Raw genomic sequence first — 15,247 nt, forward strand, 5'->3', positions numbered from 1 at the left:
GTGAATTGAGGTCTTACACACTTCTATATCGATGATCTATCCTTCTTTTGCGAACTTGGTCTCACAACACTTGTGACAAAGTCGGTAACTTTGTCTTCATCAGCTATGCGGGATTGGACGTGGGTCCTCCACAAATCGACATCGCGCAGAAGCGCAACGCTTCCTACTTCCCGGTACCATGTCTCAACCTCATCCCGCCGAATCGTAAAGCTTTGATCTTCAAAAGTGAATATCAGCTCCTCGAGGTTATCGATCAATGCAAAATTCGCCGTTGAATTATACATGAAAAATGCATTCAGCTTGTCAGGGGCAAGCTCCCCTGCTCTTGCCTGATACAGAATCTCGGCTGTCAGCCGGTCAGGGTACATCTGAAAGGTTCTTCCGATGCTGCGAAAAGGCAGGGATGCGTTCAGATTGGCGAAATTCCCCGCATTCCCCATATACTTGTTCGAATACGGTATCGATTGACGGATGTCATGCGTTAACGGATCGTTTTGCTCAGCCTCGTATCGAACGGCCTGCGCATTCGCCCTGGGCTTGATGAAGCCTTCCAGCGCGATCAGGCCGCTGATGCCGATAATCAACAGTACAACGATCCATTTATTTTTTCTGCTCATGCTTCCTTTACCTCATGTTTGTCGGTTAATCTGGAGGCCCGATGAACCAGCATCGGGACGACTACCGATGTCAAGGGAAGGGCGAGCTGCATTGCGATGACATACAGCGAATAGGGTCCATCTACCTTAAGGGGACGGCCAAACCAAATATCACTGCCGAATTGCAAAATAAACGTATACGCGGTAACGACAACCATGAATATCCCCCAGATCGCCCACGCCGTCTTGGGCCGGTGCGACCGTCCGGCCGAATGGACGACAGCCGTTTGCGTGTCATCTCGTTTTAGATGCGAGGACACGACCAAATACATGATGCCGGCAAGGACGGCCAAGCACAGAAGCAGGGAATTAATCATCACCCCGCTAGGCATAATCCGTGCAGGCAGAGTCAGTATCCATGCCAGCAGAATATAGATCAAGGCACTTTGCAGAAGCTCATAACGATAACGGGTAACATACATTCTCGGGTTGTCATCGAGCAGGTCATCGATTCCCTCGATGCCATCGATCGCTAAACGGATTGCCGCTTGACGGTCCATTCCATGAGCCATTTCATCGGCAACCTTTGCCTCCAGATTACTAAGAATCTCCTGCTTCAGCTCCAGCGTCTCCCTTGTCTTCCGATGATTCGCAAATAACCGATTAACGTAAACCTCCAATTCATGTTCATTCGACATCATGATCCAGCTCCTCTCCATATCCGATCAAGTCATCGATAACGACCCGCGCAGCCTTCCATTCACTCCTGTTTCTTAAAAAACGCTCACGCCCTTGCGGTGTAAGATGGTAATATTTCCGTCGTCCTCCTTGGGTCTCCTCCCCCCAATACGAGCGTATAAGCTCCTGCTTCTCTAGCCTTCGCAGACTGGAGTACAGCGTCGGCTCCTTAAGCTCAAATCGTTGGCCGCTTCGCCTTGCAATTTCTTTAATGATTTGATACCCGTAATTATCTCCGTCCATGAGCACGCGAAGAATAAACGTGTCGATGTTTCCCCGTATCAAATCGCTGTTATGTAATGATTCAAGCAACGTTTCCGAAGCCTCCTCTGACGGAAAGAATGGGATTAATATAACACACATTACTATGTGTGTCAAAGTAATATCAAAGACATAATAGTTCCTGATTCATGCTTCCGCTGAATGCTGGGACAGAAAAAAGGGGCTGTCGCTGTCCTATTAGACGCTCTTGCGGCAGACCCTTCGATTCTCTTATTAACATGCTATCTTCTTCTTCATATTGCCGTTGCTCGTTAATCCCAGTTCCATACCTCGATGCGGCCCAGCCGGAATTCCCTCGATCCGTTTTCCGGGCTTTGACTGTCCTTGCTCGTCAACAAAGAGCATCTGCTCTTCCCCGTCGGTTCCCCTATGATCGCTCATAAAGCGCTAGACCTCCCTCCTTCTTCTCATATAGACAACGGGAATACTCGCTTAATGTTACAAAAAAACATAAAAAAATCGCTACGGCTGCAGCTTCCCGCTGCAAACCGTAACGATTTAATCCTGTATTTATATAAATGAGTACATCCGTTCAGGGCGAACCGGGCTGTCCATCCCAGCACTCCACATCTTCCAATCCCTTGATGCTCGCTTTGGTAAAGACCGGGTCCAGCCCTTCCCGCCGCTGCTTCAAGTAATCCTTCAAGGCGGCAAAAGCCACCTTGGAAAGCAGCGTTATCGCAATCAGGTTCACAATAGCCATGAGTCCCATGAACAAATCGGCAAGATCCCACACCAGCTTGACGCTGGTGACGGAGCCAAAGATCACCATGGCCAGCACACAGGCACGATAAAGCCATATCCAGGCCCGATTCGATTTCAAAAATTCGATATTGGTTTCGCCATAATAATAATTGCCCAGAAGCGTGCTGAACGCAAACAGGAAAATCATGATCGCCAGAAAATCCGACGCCCATGCCCCCATCTCCATCTCGAGTGCCGCCTGCGTCAGTGCAACGCCATCCAGTCCGGTCTGTTGGTATGCGCCGGTAAACAAAATGATGAATGCCGTGCTTGTGCAAATAACAAGCGTATCGATCAGCACGCCAAGTGATTGCACGAGTCCCTGCTTCGCAGGATGGCTCGTCGTTGCGGTTGCGGCAGCGTTCGGGGCGCTCCCCATCCCCGCTTCATTGGAGAACAATCCTCTCTTGATGCCGTTCATTAGGGCGGCACCGAGGGTTCCGCCGGCAATCTGCTCATATCCCAGCGCGCCTTTTACAATCAATGTGAGCACCTCCGGCAGCTTCGTAATGTTGGCCAGAATGATATACAGTGCGGCACCGACATACAGAACGGCCAGCACGACGACGATCAGCTCCGACATTTTCGCAATTCTCTTCACACCGCCAAAAATAATAACGGCGAAGATGGCAGCCATCACAAGGCCCACCGTTAAACGGCTCGAGCCGAATGAATTTTCAAAGGCGATCGTGATCGTATTCGACTGAACGGCATTGAACACCAGTCCGAAGGATAATGTGATCAGCACGGCAAACAATGCGCCCATCCAGCGCTTCTTCAGGCCTTGCTGAATGTAGTACGCCGGACCGCCGCGGAAGCCCCCTGCGCCGTCCCTTACCTTATAAATCTGCGCCAAAGTGCTTTCAATAAAGCTGGAAGCCGCTCCGATAATGGCGATGATCCACATCCAGAACACGGCGCCCGGCCCTCCAAGCGATATCGCGATCGCTACCCCCGTAATATTTCCGGTTCCGACCCGCGCCGCCATGCTGATGGCAAATGCTTGGAAGGGAGAGATGCTTCCTTTGGCTTTCGGTTTGGATTCCCGGATTACCCGGAGCATTTCACCCAGCAAACGGAACTGCAAAAACTTGGTGCCGAACGTGAAATACAGCCCCCCGGCAATAAGCAGCACAATGAGCAGCTTGGACCACAGAAAATCATTGATGATGTCCACCGCATGTTGAATAAACAGCTCCATAATTCCCCCCGTTATATATGAGATAAACACCGATGGTGCAGGATTTGTGAAAAATAGTCCAAAGATCATCTAACCATTTTTAGCCTGGGGGTGACAAGGAACAGATTGTGGAAATTGACCGGACCTTTGGGGGCCGGGGGATCCGGGGAATGGGAGCCTATGGGACTGCATATCCGGACATAACAAAAAGCCCCTCAACCGCGGGTTAACCGCAAGCAGAGGGGAGCTTCTCTTGAAGCTGATGACATCAGCCTCGTGTCATGGCGATGGGTCCTTAAGATTTCATGCCGGTGTAAATCAATATCGCGTCGCGCAGAAACGCCGCCGTTCCCGGCTGCTTCGCATCATAATGTGCCGTAAACCGCTCATCATCCACATACATCTGGGCAAGCCCCGCATGGGCCTCCTTGCTGTAATCGCTCCAATAATACGTGAGCCACTGCTTATGCAAATCCGCCGCACGCTGTGCCAGCTCCCCGGCCGGATCCCCCTGCGTGAACGCTTCGGCAAGCGTTGCATACAGATCGTCAGCCAGACGGGTCAATTCCTCGTACTGCTCCTGCGTCATGCCCTTCAATTTCGCGTTGGACCGGTCTACCGTTTCGTCACCATATTTTTCACGGATTTCCTTGCCGTATTGGTTCTCATTGTCGTCAATCATCTTCTGCTTAAAGCCTTCGAATTTCTCTTGATCGCTCATGGTCATTCTCCCTTCAGTGGAGGCAATCGACTTCTCCACATTCGCAATCAGCAGATCGAGCTGCCGTCTCTTGTCAAGAAGCTGCACATGGTGCTCCTTCAGCGCCCGGACCCGGTCAAAGGACGGCGAGGCCATGATCGTGTTAATGTCTTCCAGCTGAAGCCCAAGCTCCCGGTAGAACAAAATCTGCTGCAGCCGGTTCACTTCCTCCTCCCCGTATATTCGATATCCTGACGAGCTGATTCTGGCCGGCTTCAGAATGCCAATCTCATCATAATATCGAAGCGTCCGGTTGCTGATTCCAGCCAGCCGTCCAAGCTTCTGTACGGTATATTCCATGGTTTCACCTCCTGACATCTTAAACTTACACCTTAACGTAACGTTAAGGTCAACAGACTCATTGCAAAACATTCGCCCGATTCATAAAAAGAAGACTGCGGGACCCATCGCCCCTGCAGTCTCCAGTATATCCGGTCCCCCCGGCTTGTACATTTCTTAAATCATCCTAACTACTCGGCCGACTCAACTTTTCGAATCCGCCTTCGAAGCTCCGGATGGATCCGAATCCGTGCTCTTCTCATGGATCCACTGCTTTAAAGGCTCCGTCAATTGCTCCTTCAGCTTCTGAAGCAGCTCTTCCTCCGTCATGCCTTTAGCGGCCGCCAGCTCGGCCAGCGATTGTCCGCCCTCGAGGCCCGCCTTCAATTCGTCCTCCGTCATCCCGAGCAATGCTGCGATTTCCTCAGGCTTGCCGAACTTTCCAAAACCGCGGCCACCTTTGCCATGCCCCTTCATCAGAAGCTCTTGCGCGCTCCCCTCAACCGCTTGCGTCAATCGTTCGTTCAGCCCTTCCTTCAGCTCCGCCGCCTTTGTGTCCGATATGCCGTCCTCGCTTACACGCTCATCCAGCTTCGCGGATTCCAGCGCGACCAGCTTCTGTACGAAATCGGATGTGGACATGCCGTTATTTTCAGCAATTTCTGCTAGTGTACTGCCAGCCTCGAGCGCTGTCCGGATATTGCTTTCCGTCATGCCAAGCACCTCAGCCGCCTCTGTAATCAGATGGCCGCCAAACGGACCGCCGCCCCGAATTCCTAAACGCTTCCCATCGCTGCTCTTCAAGGCATCCGTGTCCGTCCCGGCGTTTGTGCCTGCCTGTCCAGTATCTGCTGCGGAAGCCGCTGCATCCGTGCTTGCTGCGGCGAAAACCTTGCTTTGCAGGTATCCCGCTCCTCCCAATACTAGAACTGCCGCCACACTGCTTACCAGCACTTTTTTGCTTATCGGATTCATTGCAATCTCTCCTTTTGGGTGATTAGATTTGCTTACAATCCGAAGTATAGAGGGCGAAGCTGAAACAGGGCTTAGAGCAGCCTTATGCCTGGCTTAGGCTAAGCTGAAGGTTTGCTGAATGCAGCAATGGGGTACGCCATCTCCATATCACGGAGCCGATCTCTATTGCAAAGAGCCTGATCCCGCGGGATCAGGATCTGCCAGCCTAACGAAAGGACCATGTGCGAGCATTCATGACTTTGCGAACCGTCAGCCACAAGGTAAGAAGCAATAGCAATTCGAACACGTTCGTTACGGCAGAGCTTTCCACCGGGATTGGAACGGCGCATCCGGCCGCCATCAATATGGTGCCGATAAATAGAAGGGGCGACCGTTCTCTACGCCATACGGTCACGCCTGCTAGCAGCAGCGGCACAAGGATGATCATGACCATCAGCGGGGGGCCGGGCGATTCGGTGGATACGTATCGAAGCGCACCGTATTGATGCGAAGGGGCAAGCGACAGATCTAGCGTTACCGTGACAATCTCCAGCACGATGAGAAGGACGGTCACGAGCCAAGCCCACCAAGCGGCCCTCGGCTTCCGGGCCCAGGCGCTTCCCGACCGCCGGATCAGATCGAATGATACCAGCGCCAATAAAGGCGTTGCCAAAGCATGCAACCAGTAGCGCGATAGATTCAGCTGCTCAAGCAGCCTCCCTTCTCCGATCCACCTGCCAAGTCCGATAACCCCGTTGTCCCAAATCAGCCCCGCCGTCACCACGAGCAGAAGGTAACGCAGCCCGGGCGATGGATCCCGCTTGAACAGCACCAGACCATACACGAACAGCGCCATATACAGAGCGGCCAATATCAAGTAGAGCACAGCATCCATCCTTGTGTCAGCTCCCTTCCCGTCCATTTATCTTTTCGCTTCAGCCTATCGAAATCCGTTACCATTTATACCCTGTAATCCGGCCCGTTAACCGCATCCTCGGGTTCCTTATCGGTTGAGCGGAAATCGGGCTCTGAGAAATAACGGCTTTATCAATCATAATGCCCAAACAATACCCTCATGCATGTCATTACAAAAAAAGCGCCCGAAGGAGATATCCCCCTCTAGCGCTGTATCTTATCCTAATGTCGTATCACGTTCGGCCTCAGGGTTATATAGCGTTATGTCACGCCAAGCGCCGCGCTCCGGAGCTTCGTACGGTGGTGCCAAATGTGCTTCGCCATAGGCTTCAGAAGACCATTGTCGGCCGGATCATCCTTGATCCGGCCGTTCCTCCCGCTCGTGAATCGCCTGCTTGGCCAGATTCGTCAGAACCATATCGTCCATCGGCGGATTATGAAGCCCTGCCCGCACGTCCCGGTACATCCGTTCGAGCGGGAGCTTCCGGGACAAGCTGCTTCCGCCGACGATCCGCATCGCCTGATCCACAATACGGACAGCCGCATTGGTCGCCGTATATTTAGCCAGCCCCAGCTCCGCCTTAAGTGAGGTCCGGTTGTCCGGCTCCCGGTCCCAGCGGTCGGCCACCTGATACAGATACGTCCTGGCCGTAATCAAATCGGCCTCGATCAGAGCAATCTGCCTTTGGATATGCGGCAGCTCCGCAATCGGAACCGTCAGCGAATTGGGCCGGTACCGCGCCGCAAAATCTATCGCAAAATTCCGGGCCGCATAAGCGATCCCCAGATAACAAGCCGGAATATGAAGCAAGATTCCTTCGGTCGGTATGGGAGAGGACGGCGTCTCGTAATTCTCGTCCCGAATCACTTCCGAATCCGGTACGAATACATCCTTCAGGACGACGTCATGACTTCCTGTCGCACGCATGCCCATCGTATCCCATGTCTCCTCTACCATCACGCCGGGACCGCTCCGAACGAGAAACGCCCCCTTACGGTCGCTGCCTTCGATTCCCGCTGTAACGACAAACACCTTCAGAATCGGGCTTAACGTGCTGAAGGTTTTGCGCCCCGTGATGCTCCAGCCTCCATCGACCTTTACCGCCGTCGTCTCCGGCCGCCCTCCCCGGCTCGGGCTTCCGGTAGCCGGCTCGCTGGCCAGCTCATTGATCACGATGCCTTCCTTGACAATCGACTCGCACAGACTCTCAAACAATGCCTCGGGCCAAGCCCGGGTCAGACGCTGCTTAAGCAGGAGGCTGATATGCCAGCCGACAGCCAGTGCGGTGGAGCCGTCTCCGCGCGCCAGCCGTTCCTGGGCCAGCACCATTTCATAGACGGAGGCCTCCTCTCCGCCAAATCGCTTGGGAACGGTTAATTTTAAATAGCCTGACGCCTTGAGATCTTCAAAGTTCTCGTACGGAAACGATCCTTCCCGATCATGCTTGGGAGCTCTCTCTGCGAATATGGCGGCCAGCCGGTCGGCCCGCTCCGCGATGTTCGCCTCGCGTTCATTCCGTATGAATGGATCTGCGGCATAAGATCGGTTCAAGCTCGCCCCCTCCTTTTCAATACCGTGTATTCCGGTAGCAATATAGAAATTGTAGCAACCCGGATTTGGGGTGTCAATGAAGGGAGGCTATGGCAAGTGAAGCTCGAAGACCTGCTCGACATGGCTCACGCCCCAAGCTTCGTTCGGACGCTCGCCGGTCTTGCGGAAGCCGACGTTCTCGTACATCCGAATCGCATTTTTCTGATCCTCGGTCGTTTCCAGGAACACGTTCCGATAGCCCTTTTCCCGGCAAAACTTGACGGCTTCGTTCAATAACGTCTTGCCGAGTCCCCTTCCTCTGAAATCGGGGTGCAGGATGAACCATCTGAGCTGCGCTTTGTCCGGCGTATGCCCGACAATGGCGATAGCGCCGACGATGTGGCCGTCTGCCTCCGCCAGCCAGAAGCGGTCCTTCTCCCGGTCATAACGTTGGAAGAATTCATGAAAGGTCTTGCAAACATACCCCTCAAATCCATGGTTATAACCGCATTCCTCCGCGTACAGCCACCCGTGGAGGTGGATCAGGACGCCAACGTCCCCCGGGCGCAGCTCGGTGCGGATGACCACGCCCGGGCCGCGATCCTCTTCGCCGGAGAGGGAGCTTTCAATGGCCGTCATGCTCTTGGCAATCAGGCCCTTTCTGTGCTCCGGCAGTCCCTCAATCAACCGGCGGATCTGCTCGTCGGATAACGCATCAAGCTTGTGCAGCATCTCACGGCCTTGATCGGACAAGTAATGGTAGTAGGACCTGCCGTCTTTATCGGATTGAACGCGGTAGGTCAGCCCGAGCTTATCGAATCGCTTTAAAATGCGGCTTAAATAACCGGCGTCAATGCTCAGCTTGTCGATCAGCATTTTGGCCGTGCAATGCTCCGTATTCTGAATTTCGTACAGCACCCTCGCCTCGGAGAGAGAAAAATCGCTGTTCAACAAATGTTGATCGAGAAGTCCGAGCACATTCGTATAAAAACGGTTAAAGCGCCGGATCGTCTGAATGATGGTAGCATCTGTCATGTTCAGTAAGCCCCTTTCTTCTTATTCGGATAGCAAAAAATTAACATTTTAATTTGACTAAGTCAATTAATAATTTGACATAGTCAACTAAATAAACGACAAAAAGCACGGAATCCGTAAGTTCCGTGCTTTTCCCATGGTGACCCGCTGCAATCACCTTGCCTACTTGTGTAGGTCGACGGTTTTATTCAATTCGGAATCCTCTTCCTGGCGCTGGCCGGTCATTTTCCGGAAGAACGCTTTTACGGTCTTCATTCGGTCTCCCGTTTCCCAGTATTCGGCCGTCTCGGTCCGGATTTTGATCAAGATGATGTTCGGATCATCGTAGGTCGTATCCAGAAATTTTTCGTACATCTTATTCCAAAGCTCTTTCTTCCTGTTCAGATCATCCACGATTTCCGCGGTGCCGCGAATGGACACATACGACTTGCCGACATAGGCGACGTTCACGTTCGGATTCTCCATGATTTCCTTGTATTTGCTCGTATCCTTCTTGGTCAAGAACCACAGGTCTCCGTCAAATTCGATATCCTGCGTCTGCATCGGCCGGGAATTGATGCCGCCCTCCGATATGGTCGACAGCATGGCGGTTTCAACGTCTTTGATAATATCCTTAACAGTCTCGACCGCTTCTTGGTTGATTACTGCATCCTTCGACATGGTATCACCTCATTCATGTAGTTAAGTTGAACGATGCTTTGCGTTAGGGCAGCCGTGAGAAATGTTCTTCCGGCCGCTCATTTCTCACTCTTGCCTCTTTACCACATTCTTTAGTTCAACTTTGTAATTAAACGTTTCTTAAACCTGCAATCGAATCATTAAACAAACAGCAACCGGGCAGCCGCCCTCGCCCTATCCTCGTTTTCCCAAGAAGCGCAGATATGGGTAGGATGCGTTATTTCGGCGAAACTATACGGTTTTACCGCAAGGGAGCCATCAGCCATGCCATGAAAAAGCCCGTCAAATCTCTGGACGATTTGACGGGCGGATCATATGATTATTCGCTTAATGCTCACTGCCCGGAGAGGACAAGCCCTTTTTCGGCAGCAGAACCGCAAACGTTGTCCCCTTCGAAAGCTCGCTCTCCACTGTAATGGTACCGTTATGGGCCTGAACCAGCTTGTAGACAATCGCCATTCCTAGCCCCGTCCCCTCAGAGGAAGAGTCCGTCGCCCTGAGATGATAATAGCCTCAAATGATTGGGAAGTATCGATCAAAGCGGCCGAAGAAGGAAGGCTGCTGCGCGTTGAGACAGAATCCGGTGATATCGCTGTCTCCTATAAAACGCCCCCGGCATCATTAAAGCTTACCGCGAACAGCGGCTCATCGGATATCCGCGCCCGATTAGACGGCTTTAAGGAAACACGGCGCACGGAGCAATCCGCAGAGGGCACGATTGGAGATGCATCGAATACCTTAGAGCTAGTCAGCCAGGACGGAACGATCAGTGTAAAATAGTTGGGCTCCTGCGGGGGCAATTAAACGGAATAAAATATACGTTCACCCGACAAATAAGGTGTACAGTACTCGGCACACAGCTTCGGCATCCGCTCGCGCATCCATGCATGGACGGATTCATTCTCCATCTGGAAGACATAGTATCCGATAATGGCCAGCAGCATGAAGCCTTCCAGCAGAACGAGTTCGTCTGTTCCCGTAGAATCATTGCCATAATAGCCTTTCAAGAAACGATCCCGAAGCTCCGATGGAACCATCATGGCACCCATAGCAACATCCGTGTAATAATACCCTGGCCCGAAAAAACCAAAATCGATAAAACCCAGCTCCCCTTCCGGGGTCATGATGATGTTCCCCAAGCTTAAATCGCCATGGATGAGTCCCCAGGCATCTTGCTGTCCGCCAGCTTCAAGCCGGGCATTTACCAGCGATACTGTTTGTTCAATAAGGGAAACATCGGAGGAAGCGAATATTCCTCTCGCTAACCCTTTCTTTATAACCTCGATCATATATTGATTGTAGCCAATCCCCTGACTCGGACGCTTGTCCAAGCCCTCCTGCTCGTACTGGCTATAAAATTGGTGCAGCTCTGCAATGCGAGTCCCCAGCCTCTCGACCAATATCGGGTCGCTTACGTCTTCTTTCTGCAGATCCCTTCCCTCCAGCCAAGATAGCACAGAGCTGTTCCATCTCTTCCCCTCGAGCTCAATGATCGTAATCAGGTCACCTTTTCGATTACGCAGCGGCCTCTGGACGAGAAGATGATCCCGGTCTGACATCGCCTCCAGCATCTGCAGTTCACCCAGCAGACCGTCATAGGTATGCTGCAGACCGGCCATCCCGTCTTTGACCGGTTGATGAATGCGCAGCAGATATGGGCTTCCGTCGTGGCCTTTTACTTTATAGGTTCGATTCTCATTATGCCTGATAAACGTAATCTCCGGTTCCCGGATGCCGTATTGAATCAAAATATCCTGCAGCTGTTCATGTTGCATTTGGGCTTCTCCCTACCCTTCCTAATTATTGACTATATCACCCTCTGAGGAACGTATGGTCAAAATACGTCTTGAAGTCCGGATATAGGTAATCCAGCGATTGTTTAAGCTCGGTCCGGTCCGTTTGCTCCTCATCCAGATCAAATAAGATTTCATGCTCGATCTCATAGATGGCACCGAAGCCTTCGCCAGCGTCTTCATTTACGTCGATGCACCATATCTTGCCGTATTCGGAATCCCATGTGAAAGGCAGATAGCCCAGCCGGCACAACAAGGGATTGTACATATCCCTGACGTTATCCAGCGGCTCGTCCACCGGTTGCTCAGGGATGACGTCAAAGTAATGATGATATGTAGAGATAAATGCTTTATACCACTCGGGAAATGTCAATCCGTACCCGTCTTCCAGTTCCCTAATATCAGCTTCACTTACAACGGAAGGGACCAGCTTCCAGATGGACCACTCCTCGTCGGTATCGGTAGCCTTCATCTCTGCAGGAACGTGCGGGCGCATCCACCTGCAGAAGCCGTCCTCCGTAACCTGGCTGTATTTTGCGTAATAGGCCTCAAAGCCTCGTTGGATATAGTCGCGTATGTCCATGTTCCAAATCTCCTTATGCAGAAAATACAATCCGCTCAGCGCTGCTAGTTTGTACGGAGTGGGAAGAGAACCTGCTTCGTCTCTTGTTCGAAACCGCATGTTCCTTCTTCCATGATCCCTATCCTTGATTCTATCAGCGGATCTTCCATATTATAGCATGACAAGGATCCCTGCTTGGATCACAAGATACCCGCTCAACCGTCTTGCACAGTCAATACCAAACAGGTGCGTATTTATGTGAATAAGGATATTTGATAAAATATTACGATCAACCATTGGAGGATCACGTGTAATGGAATTAAAAACTACGCACAGGTGGGATTTAGACGAGCAGGAAGCCATGGAGTTACAGCATCAATTGGCTTTGCAAGTAATGAAGGAAGATGCGCTGGAGCCTGTTCGTTATGTCGCAGGAGTGGACGTCGCCTATAGTGAGCAGAATGATAAGCTTATCGCTGCGGTTGCGATTTTAGAGGCCGACTCCTTAACCCTCGTTGACACCGTTATGGTTGAAGAGAGCGTGTCGTTCCCGTATATTCCGGGGTTATTTTCCTTTCGGGAGCTTCCGCCGATCATGAAAGCTTTTGAGCAAATCAGTATCTTGCCTCAGTTAATCGTTTGCGACGGTCAAGGGCTCGCACACCCGAGACGTTTCGGGCTGGCCTGCCATCTAGGGGTTCTTTATGATATGCCAACGATCGGCTGCGGAAAAACAAAGCTCTCGGGAAGTTACGTTGAACCCGATATCCAGAGAGGCTCATATTCACCGCTCATGGATCAACATGAAGTAATAGGGAATGTATTGCGCACCCAGGACGGCGTTAAGCCTGTGTTTGTGTCTATCGGCCACCGTATTTCCCTGGCGACAGCATGCGAATGGATTTTAAAGCTCTCCCCCACATTCCGCCTGCCGGAAACCACCCGTCAAGCAGATCAGATCGTCAGAAAGGGATTAAAGCTTACCCAATAGCAAAGGATGGGATTGTTCCCATCCTTGTTATGTATGGTATTACTTTTCACGGGTAAACCGAGATGTGTAGTATACGTGATTTGTTGTACCAAACGACTCTTGCTTCGGCGGTGTCCATTCTCTCGGATTAAAATTTTTTAATGGGTTGGCTCTTTTCTTCTAAAATGCTCTGCTTACATTTAATGTTCTAGCTTATAACGGCTTCTGTACTCAGCTAATCGATCACGAACAACATAATAGCTGGGACCTTCCCCGCTTATTTCCCATATTTCCGCAATATTCCCTGTTTCATCATAAAATATCGTATTTATATGAACATTTCTGATCACAATACTTTGTGATCTTAACTGACCGTTCCTATAAAACTCTTTTGCTATGCCGTTAGTCGTATTATGATCAGTCTCATTTATTTCCTTCAACTCACCTGTGGGATAGTATATTCTCTCAATACCGGTTTTAAATCCATCATGTACCTCAAATTCCCAAACAAGCACCCCATTGTTATAATCTACTACTGTTCCATTAAAAGGTACTGTTTTATTCTTGTCAGAATAAAAGATATGTTCACCCGTATGTATATCGTCCTCAACAAAGAGATCACTGTAATTCATTTTTTCCACACAATCACATCCTAATCTCTATCCTTAAAAAACAAGCTCCATTAGTCCCCACCAAAACTTTGAGTTAATAAATCGCTATAGCGCTACCTGTAATACTGGATACACCTTTCTTGAAAAGGGATTCTTTCATCAAGCAGCAATTCTTCTTGCAGTAATGTTGTTATATTCTCTAATTTTGCAATGAATAGTGCGTAAAAATCGCCCGATGTGGGATATGAAAATAGCCCATACCCCTTTGGTAACAGTATTTTGTTAACCTCCCTGATCTTATCAGGTAAAAATTCATAGTTATACGCTTCTAAATGCTCAAGGTCTTCTTTTGCTGCTAATTCAACATGATGGGCAAATTCATAGTCCATAATAAAATTGACGATCTCTTGATCCTGCTCACCTTTATAGTCTACGTATAAAAATTGTTTCGTTTTTAGTCCAAATTTTAATAGGTCTTCATGGATGTCATCACTTCCTTCATCTCTCAAAAACGGTTCGAGATCCTTGTTATCAGGGAATATGAGCTGTGCTATCTCTTGATCCTGCATACTTCTTCTCCCCTTTATTAAAATAGCTCCCCATGCCGGTTAGGAATGTATTCGGAATAGTTTTCACGATAGAATTGGTCGATCTTTTGAAGCACCGGGTCCCATTTAGGGTATGGCTCAGGGTCTCCAAACACCATTTTCGCTTCCGGATTATTCATCAGCAATCCATCTGGCTGGGTTGGAACCGGCAACCCCAGTTTTCTTCTTACATGGAGCAAGAATAGGATTTCAAATGGATAAAATCCATACCGAAAGTCACCAAACTCACCCAGCTGTCCAATTTCAGAAGCTAATGCAGAATGATACAGGGACATTGTCGAAATCAGAGATTCTATTTCCTGCAAATCACCTGTGAACCATCGTTCAAGCACTTCATCGTAAACGTCTAGATCATCAGGGATGGATGCGCATCGCTGTCCAGCTTCCTTAAAGCTATTTTTCACGGCTAGATGCAATTGTTTATTCGTTCCCATGATGGTTTTATTTCTATACTGCAGGTACAGCTCAAGCAAAAACCAAATATGTCTGTTCTCTTCATTGGCATATATTAAATGTCCACCGAAGTGATGAACTACAAAATCATATAGTATATTTTCTTCTTTCTCCCATCCATACATAGTGAAATGTACCAAGGTAATGACGACTTCTCTAAACGAATATCCCAAGATCATCTCCGGATACCTGATTGTATAAAGGTCCTGCCCCATACATTGATAAAACACGACCTTTTGCATGTTCTTTAATCCTTCTGGGTTGTTCTCACCGCTGATCAATACATCTTGTTTCCATAGTGACAAGTAATATGAGAAAATTTTATTTAGATTTATTAATAGGATGTGATCTTTCTTGATGTCATTTTGCTCTACGAGTTTCTCAATCTTGCTTTTGCTGGCATCATATTTATCTTTAACATCTTCAAATTTGATCCCATCCACAAAATTATTACTATATCTTTTATAAGCCATTTCTAATTTTTTAGGGTTTATCATTACATCCTCCATATGAATGAACCTAGCTGAATAAGAGAAAGAGTTCCATAGATTTTAGACC

Annotated in this window: 19 protein-coding genes; 2 read left to right on the plus strand and 17 right to left on the minus strand. The window is 49.7% G+C overall.

What is annotated here, in order from left to right:
- Positions 1-23: 23 nt before the first annotated feature.
- The 12 genes from BBD41_RS11015 to BBD41_RS11065 all read right to left on the minus strand — a co-directional run bounded on the left by BBD41_RS11015 (position 24) and on the right by BBD41_RS11065 (position 10,151).
- Positions 24-617 (minus strand): DUF4825 domain-containing protein, encoded by a 594-nt coding sequence (locus tag BBD41_RS11015; protein ID WP_077569867.1) that lies wholly within the window; start codon positions 615-617, stop codon positions 24-26.
- The gene (locus tag BBD41_RS11020) at positions 614-1,297 is read right to left on the minus strand and encodes a permease prefix domain 1-containing protein (protein ID WP_237087056.1); all 684 of its coding nucleotides are present in this window, start codon (positions 1,295-1,297) and stop codon (positions 614-616) included. Before BBD41_RS11020 ends, BBD41_RS11015 begins: the two co-directional genes overlap by 4 nt.
- On the minus strand, positions 1,284-1,646 hold the full coding sequence (locus BBD41_RS11025) for a PadR family transcriptional regulator (protein WP_028407387.1): 363 nt from the start codon (positions 1,644-1,646) through the stop codon (positions 1,284-1,286). The genes BBD41_RS11020 and BBD41_RS11025 overlap by 14 nt, the downstream gene beginning before the upstream one ends.
- A 183-nt stretch (positions 1,647-1,829) precedes the next feature.
- On the minus strand, positions 1,830-1,997 hold the full coding sequence (locus BBD41_RS29785; RefSeq protein ID WP_157929289.1) for a hypothetical protein: 168 nt from the start codon (positions 1,995-1,997) through the stop codon (positions 1,830-1,832).
- A 151-nt stretch (positions 1,998-2,148) separates the two neighbouring features.
- Positions 2,149-3,561, minus strand: a complete 1,413-nt coding sequence (locus BBD41_RS11030) for an alanine/glycine:cation symporter family protein (protein ID WP_099477611.1) — start codon at positions 3,559-3,561, stop codon at positions 2,149-2,151.
- A 274-nt stretch (positions 3,562-3,835) separates the two neighbouring features.
- Positions 3,836-4,600 (minus strand): MerR family transcriptional regulator, encoded by a 765-nt coding sequence (locus BBD41_RS11035; RefSeq protein ID WP_099477612.1) that lies wholly within the window; start codon positions 4,598-4,600, stop codon positions 3,836-3,838.
- A 183-nt stretch (positions 4,601-4,783) separates the two neighbouring features.
- Positions 4,784-5,554, minus strand: a complete 771-nt coding sequence (locus BBD41_RS11040) for a hypothetical protein (RefSeq protein WP_099477613.1) — start codon at positions 5,552-5,554, stop codon at positions 4,784-4,786.
- Between the two features lie 205 nt (positions 5,555-5,759).
- A complete protein-coding gene (locus BBD41_RS11045; protein ID WP_099477614.1) occupies positions 5,760-6,428 on the minus strand; it encodes a hypothetical protein in 669 nt (222 codons plus the stop codon).
- Positions 6,429-6,800: 372 nt separating this feature from the next.
- Positions 6,801-8,000 carry an acyl-CoA dehydrogenase family protein gene (locus BBD41_RS11050; protein ID WP_099477615.1) on the minus strand — a complete coding sequence of 400 codons (1,200 nt, stop codon included), beginning with the start codon at positions 7,998-8,000 and terminating at the stop codon, positions 6,801-6,803.
- An 87-nt stretch (positions 8,001-8,087) separates the two neighbouring features.
- Entirely contained in the window at positions 8,088-9,014 is a 927-nt protein-coding gene (locus BBD41_RS11055) for a bifunctional helix-turn-helix transcriptional regulator/GNAT family N-acetyltransferase (protein ID WP_077569874.1), read from the minus strand.
- Between the two features lie 162 nt (positions 9,015-9,176).
- The gene (locus tag BBD41_RS11060) at positions 9,177-9,674 is read right to left on the minus strand and encodes a pyridoxamine 5'-phosphate oxidase family protein (protein WP_099477616.1); all 498 of its coding nucleotides are present in this window, start codon (positions 9,672-9,674) and stop codon (positions 9,177-9,179) included.
- Positions 9,675-10,019: 345 nt separating this feature from the next.
- Positions 10,020-10,151: an ATP-binding protein gene (locus BBD41_RS11065; RefSeq protein ID WP_418304245.1), complete on the minus strand. Its 132-nt coding sequence runs from the start codon at positions 10,149-10,151 to the stop codon at positions 10,020-10,022.
- A gap of 42 nt (positions 10,152-10,193) precedes the next feature.
- On the opposite strand from BBD41_RS11065, the gene BBD41_RS11070 reads away from it, so the two are divergent.
- Positions 10,194-10,472: a DUF4097 family beta strand repeat-containing protein gene (locus BBD41_RS11070; RefSeq protein WP_237087057.1), complete on the plus strand. Its 279-nt coding sequence runs from the start codon at positions 10,194-10,196 to the stop codon at positions 10,470-10,472.
- A 20-nt stretch (positions 10,473-10,492) separates the two neighbouring features.
- On the opposite strand, the gene BBD41_RS11075 is transcribed toward BBD41_RS11070, so the two are convergent.
- Entirely contained in the window at positions 10,493-11,467 is a 975-nt protein-coding gene (locus tag BBD41_RS11075) for a phosphotransferase enzyme family protein (protein ID WP_099477617.1), read from the minus strand.
- Positions 11,468-11,504: 37 nt separating this feature from the next.
- Positions 11,505-12,068, minus strand: a complete 564-nt coding sequence (locus BBD41_RS11080; protein ID WP_099477618.1) for an SMI1/KNR4 family protein — start codon at positions 12,066-12,068, stop codon at positions 11,505-11,507.
- A 292-nt stretch (positions 12,069-12,360) separates the two neighbouring features.
- Between BBD41_RS11080 and nfi the strand changes: the two genes are divergently transcribed.
- Positions 12,361-13,038, plus strand: coding sequence for a deoxyribonuclease V (gene nfi, locus BBD41_RS11085; protein ID WP_099477619.1), 678 nt, complete (start codon positions 12,361-12,363; stop codon positions 13,036-13,038).
- A gap of 179 nt (positions 13,039-13,217) precedes the next feature.
- On the opposite strand, the gene BBD41_RS11090 is transcribed toward nfi, so the two are convergent.
- The 3 genes from BBD41_RS11090 to BBD41_RS11100 all read right to left on the minus strand — a co-directional run bounded on the left by BBD41_RS11090 (position 13,218) and on the right by BBD41_RS11100 (position 15,186).
- Positions 13,218-13,649, minus strand: coding sequence for a toxin-antitoxin system YwqK family antitoxin (locus tag BBD41_RS11090; protein WP_237087098.1), 432 nt, complete (start codon positions 13,647-13,649; stop codon positions 13,218-13,220).
- A gap of 92 nt (positions 13,650-13,741) precedes the next feature.
- Positions 13,742-14,197: a DUF6630 family protein gene (locus tag BBD41_RS11095; protein ID WP_099477621.1), complete on the minus strand. Its 456-nt coding sequence runs from the start codon at positions 14,195-14,197 to the stop codon at positions 13,742-13,744.
- A 17-nt stretch (positions 14,198-14,214) separates the two neighbouring features.
- Entirely contained in the window at positions 14,215-15,186 is a 972-nt protein-coding gene (locus BBD41_RS11100; protein ID WP_099477622.1) for a hypothetical protein, read from the minus strand.
- Positions 15,187-15,247: the final 61 nt, after the last annotated feature.

Source organism: Paenibacillus ihbetae (assembly GCF_002741055.1).
In the GTDB taxonomy this organism is placed as follows: domain Bacteria; phylum Bacillota; class Bacilli; order Paenibacillales; family Paenibacillaceae; genus Paenibacillus_AQ; species Paenibacillus_AQ ihbetae.

What these genes read in the sequence shown, in the direction of transcription:
- BBD41_RS11015 (WP_077569867.1), bottom strand. Translation starts at nt 617, where the DNA reads ATGAGCAGAAAAAATAAATGGATCGTTGTACTGTTGATTATCGGCATC.
- BBD41_RS11020 (WP_237087056.1), bottom strand. Translation starts at nt 1,297, where the DNA reads ATGATGTCGAATGAACATGAATTGGAGGTTTACGTTAATCGGTTATTT.
- BBD41_RS29785 (WP_157929289.1), bottom strand. Translation starts at nt 1,997, where the DNA reads ATGAGCGATCATAGGGGAACCGACGGGGAAGAGCAGATGCTCTTTGTT.
- BBD41_RS11030 (WP_099477611.1), bottom strand. Translation starts at nt 3,561, where the DNA reads ATGGAGCTGTTTATTCAACATGCGGTGGACATCATCAATGATTTTCTG.
- BBD41_RS11035 (WP_099477612.1), bottom strand. Translation starts at nt 4,600, where the DNA reads ATGGAATATACCGTACAGAAGCTTGGACGGCTGGCTGGAATCAGCAAC.
- BBD41_RS11040 (WP_099477613.1), bottom strand. Translation starts at nt 5,554, where the DNA reads ATGAATCCGATAAGCAAAAAAGTGCTGGTAAGCAGTGTGGCGGCAGTT.
- BBD41_RS11045 (WP_099477614.1), bottom strand. Translation starts at nt 6,428, where the DNA reads ATGGATGCTGTGCTCTACTTGATATTGGCCGCTCTGTATATGGCGCTG.
- BBD41_RS11055 (WP_077569874.1), bottom strand. Translation starts at nt 9,014, where the DNA reads ATGACAGATGCTACCATCATTCAGACGATCCGGCGCTTTAACCGTTTT.
- BBD41_RS11060 (WP_099477616.1), bottom strand. Translation starts at nt 9,674, where the DNA reads ATGTCGAAGGATGCAGTAATCAACCAAGAAGCGGTCGAGACTGTTAAG.
- BBD41_RS11065 (WP_418304245.1), bottom strand. Translation starts at nt 10,151, where the DNA reads ATGGCGATTGTCTACAAGCTGGTTCAGGCCCATAACGGTACCATTACA.
- BBD41_RS11070 (WP_237087057.1), top strand. Translation starts at nt 10,194, where the DNA reads ATGATAATAGCCTCAAATGATTGGGAAGTATCGATCAAAGCGGCCGAA.
- BBD41_RS11075 (WP_099477617.1), bottom strand. Translation starts at nt 11,467, where the DNA reads ATGCAACATGAACAGCTGCAGGATATTTTGATTCAATACGGCATCCGG.
- BBD41_RS11080 (WP_099477618.1), bottom strand. Translation starts at nt 12,068, where the DNA reads ATGGACATACGCGACTATATCCAACGAGGCTTTGAGGCCTATTACGCA.
- nfi (WP_099477619.1), top strand. Translation starts at nt 12,361, where the DNA reads ATGGAATTAAAAACTACGCACAGGTGGGATTTAGACGAGCAGGAAGCC.
- BBD41_RS11090 (WP_237087098.1), bottom strand. Translation starts at nt 13,649, where the DNA reads ATGAATTACAGTGATCTCTTTGTTGAGGACGATATACATACGGGTGAA.
- BBD41_RS11095 (WP_099477621.1), bottom strand. Translation starts at nt 14,197, where the DNA reads ATGCAGGATCAAGAGATAGCACAGCTCATATTCCCTGATAACAAGGAT.
- BBD41_RS11100 (WP_099477622.1), bottom strand. Translation starts at nt 15,186, where the DNA reads ATGATAAACCCTAAAAAATTAGAAATGGCTTATAAAAGATATAGTAAT.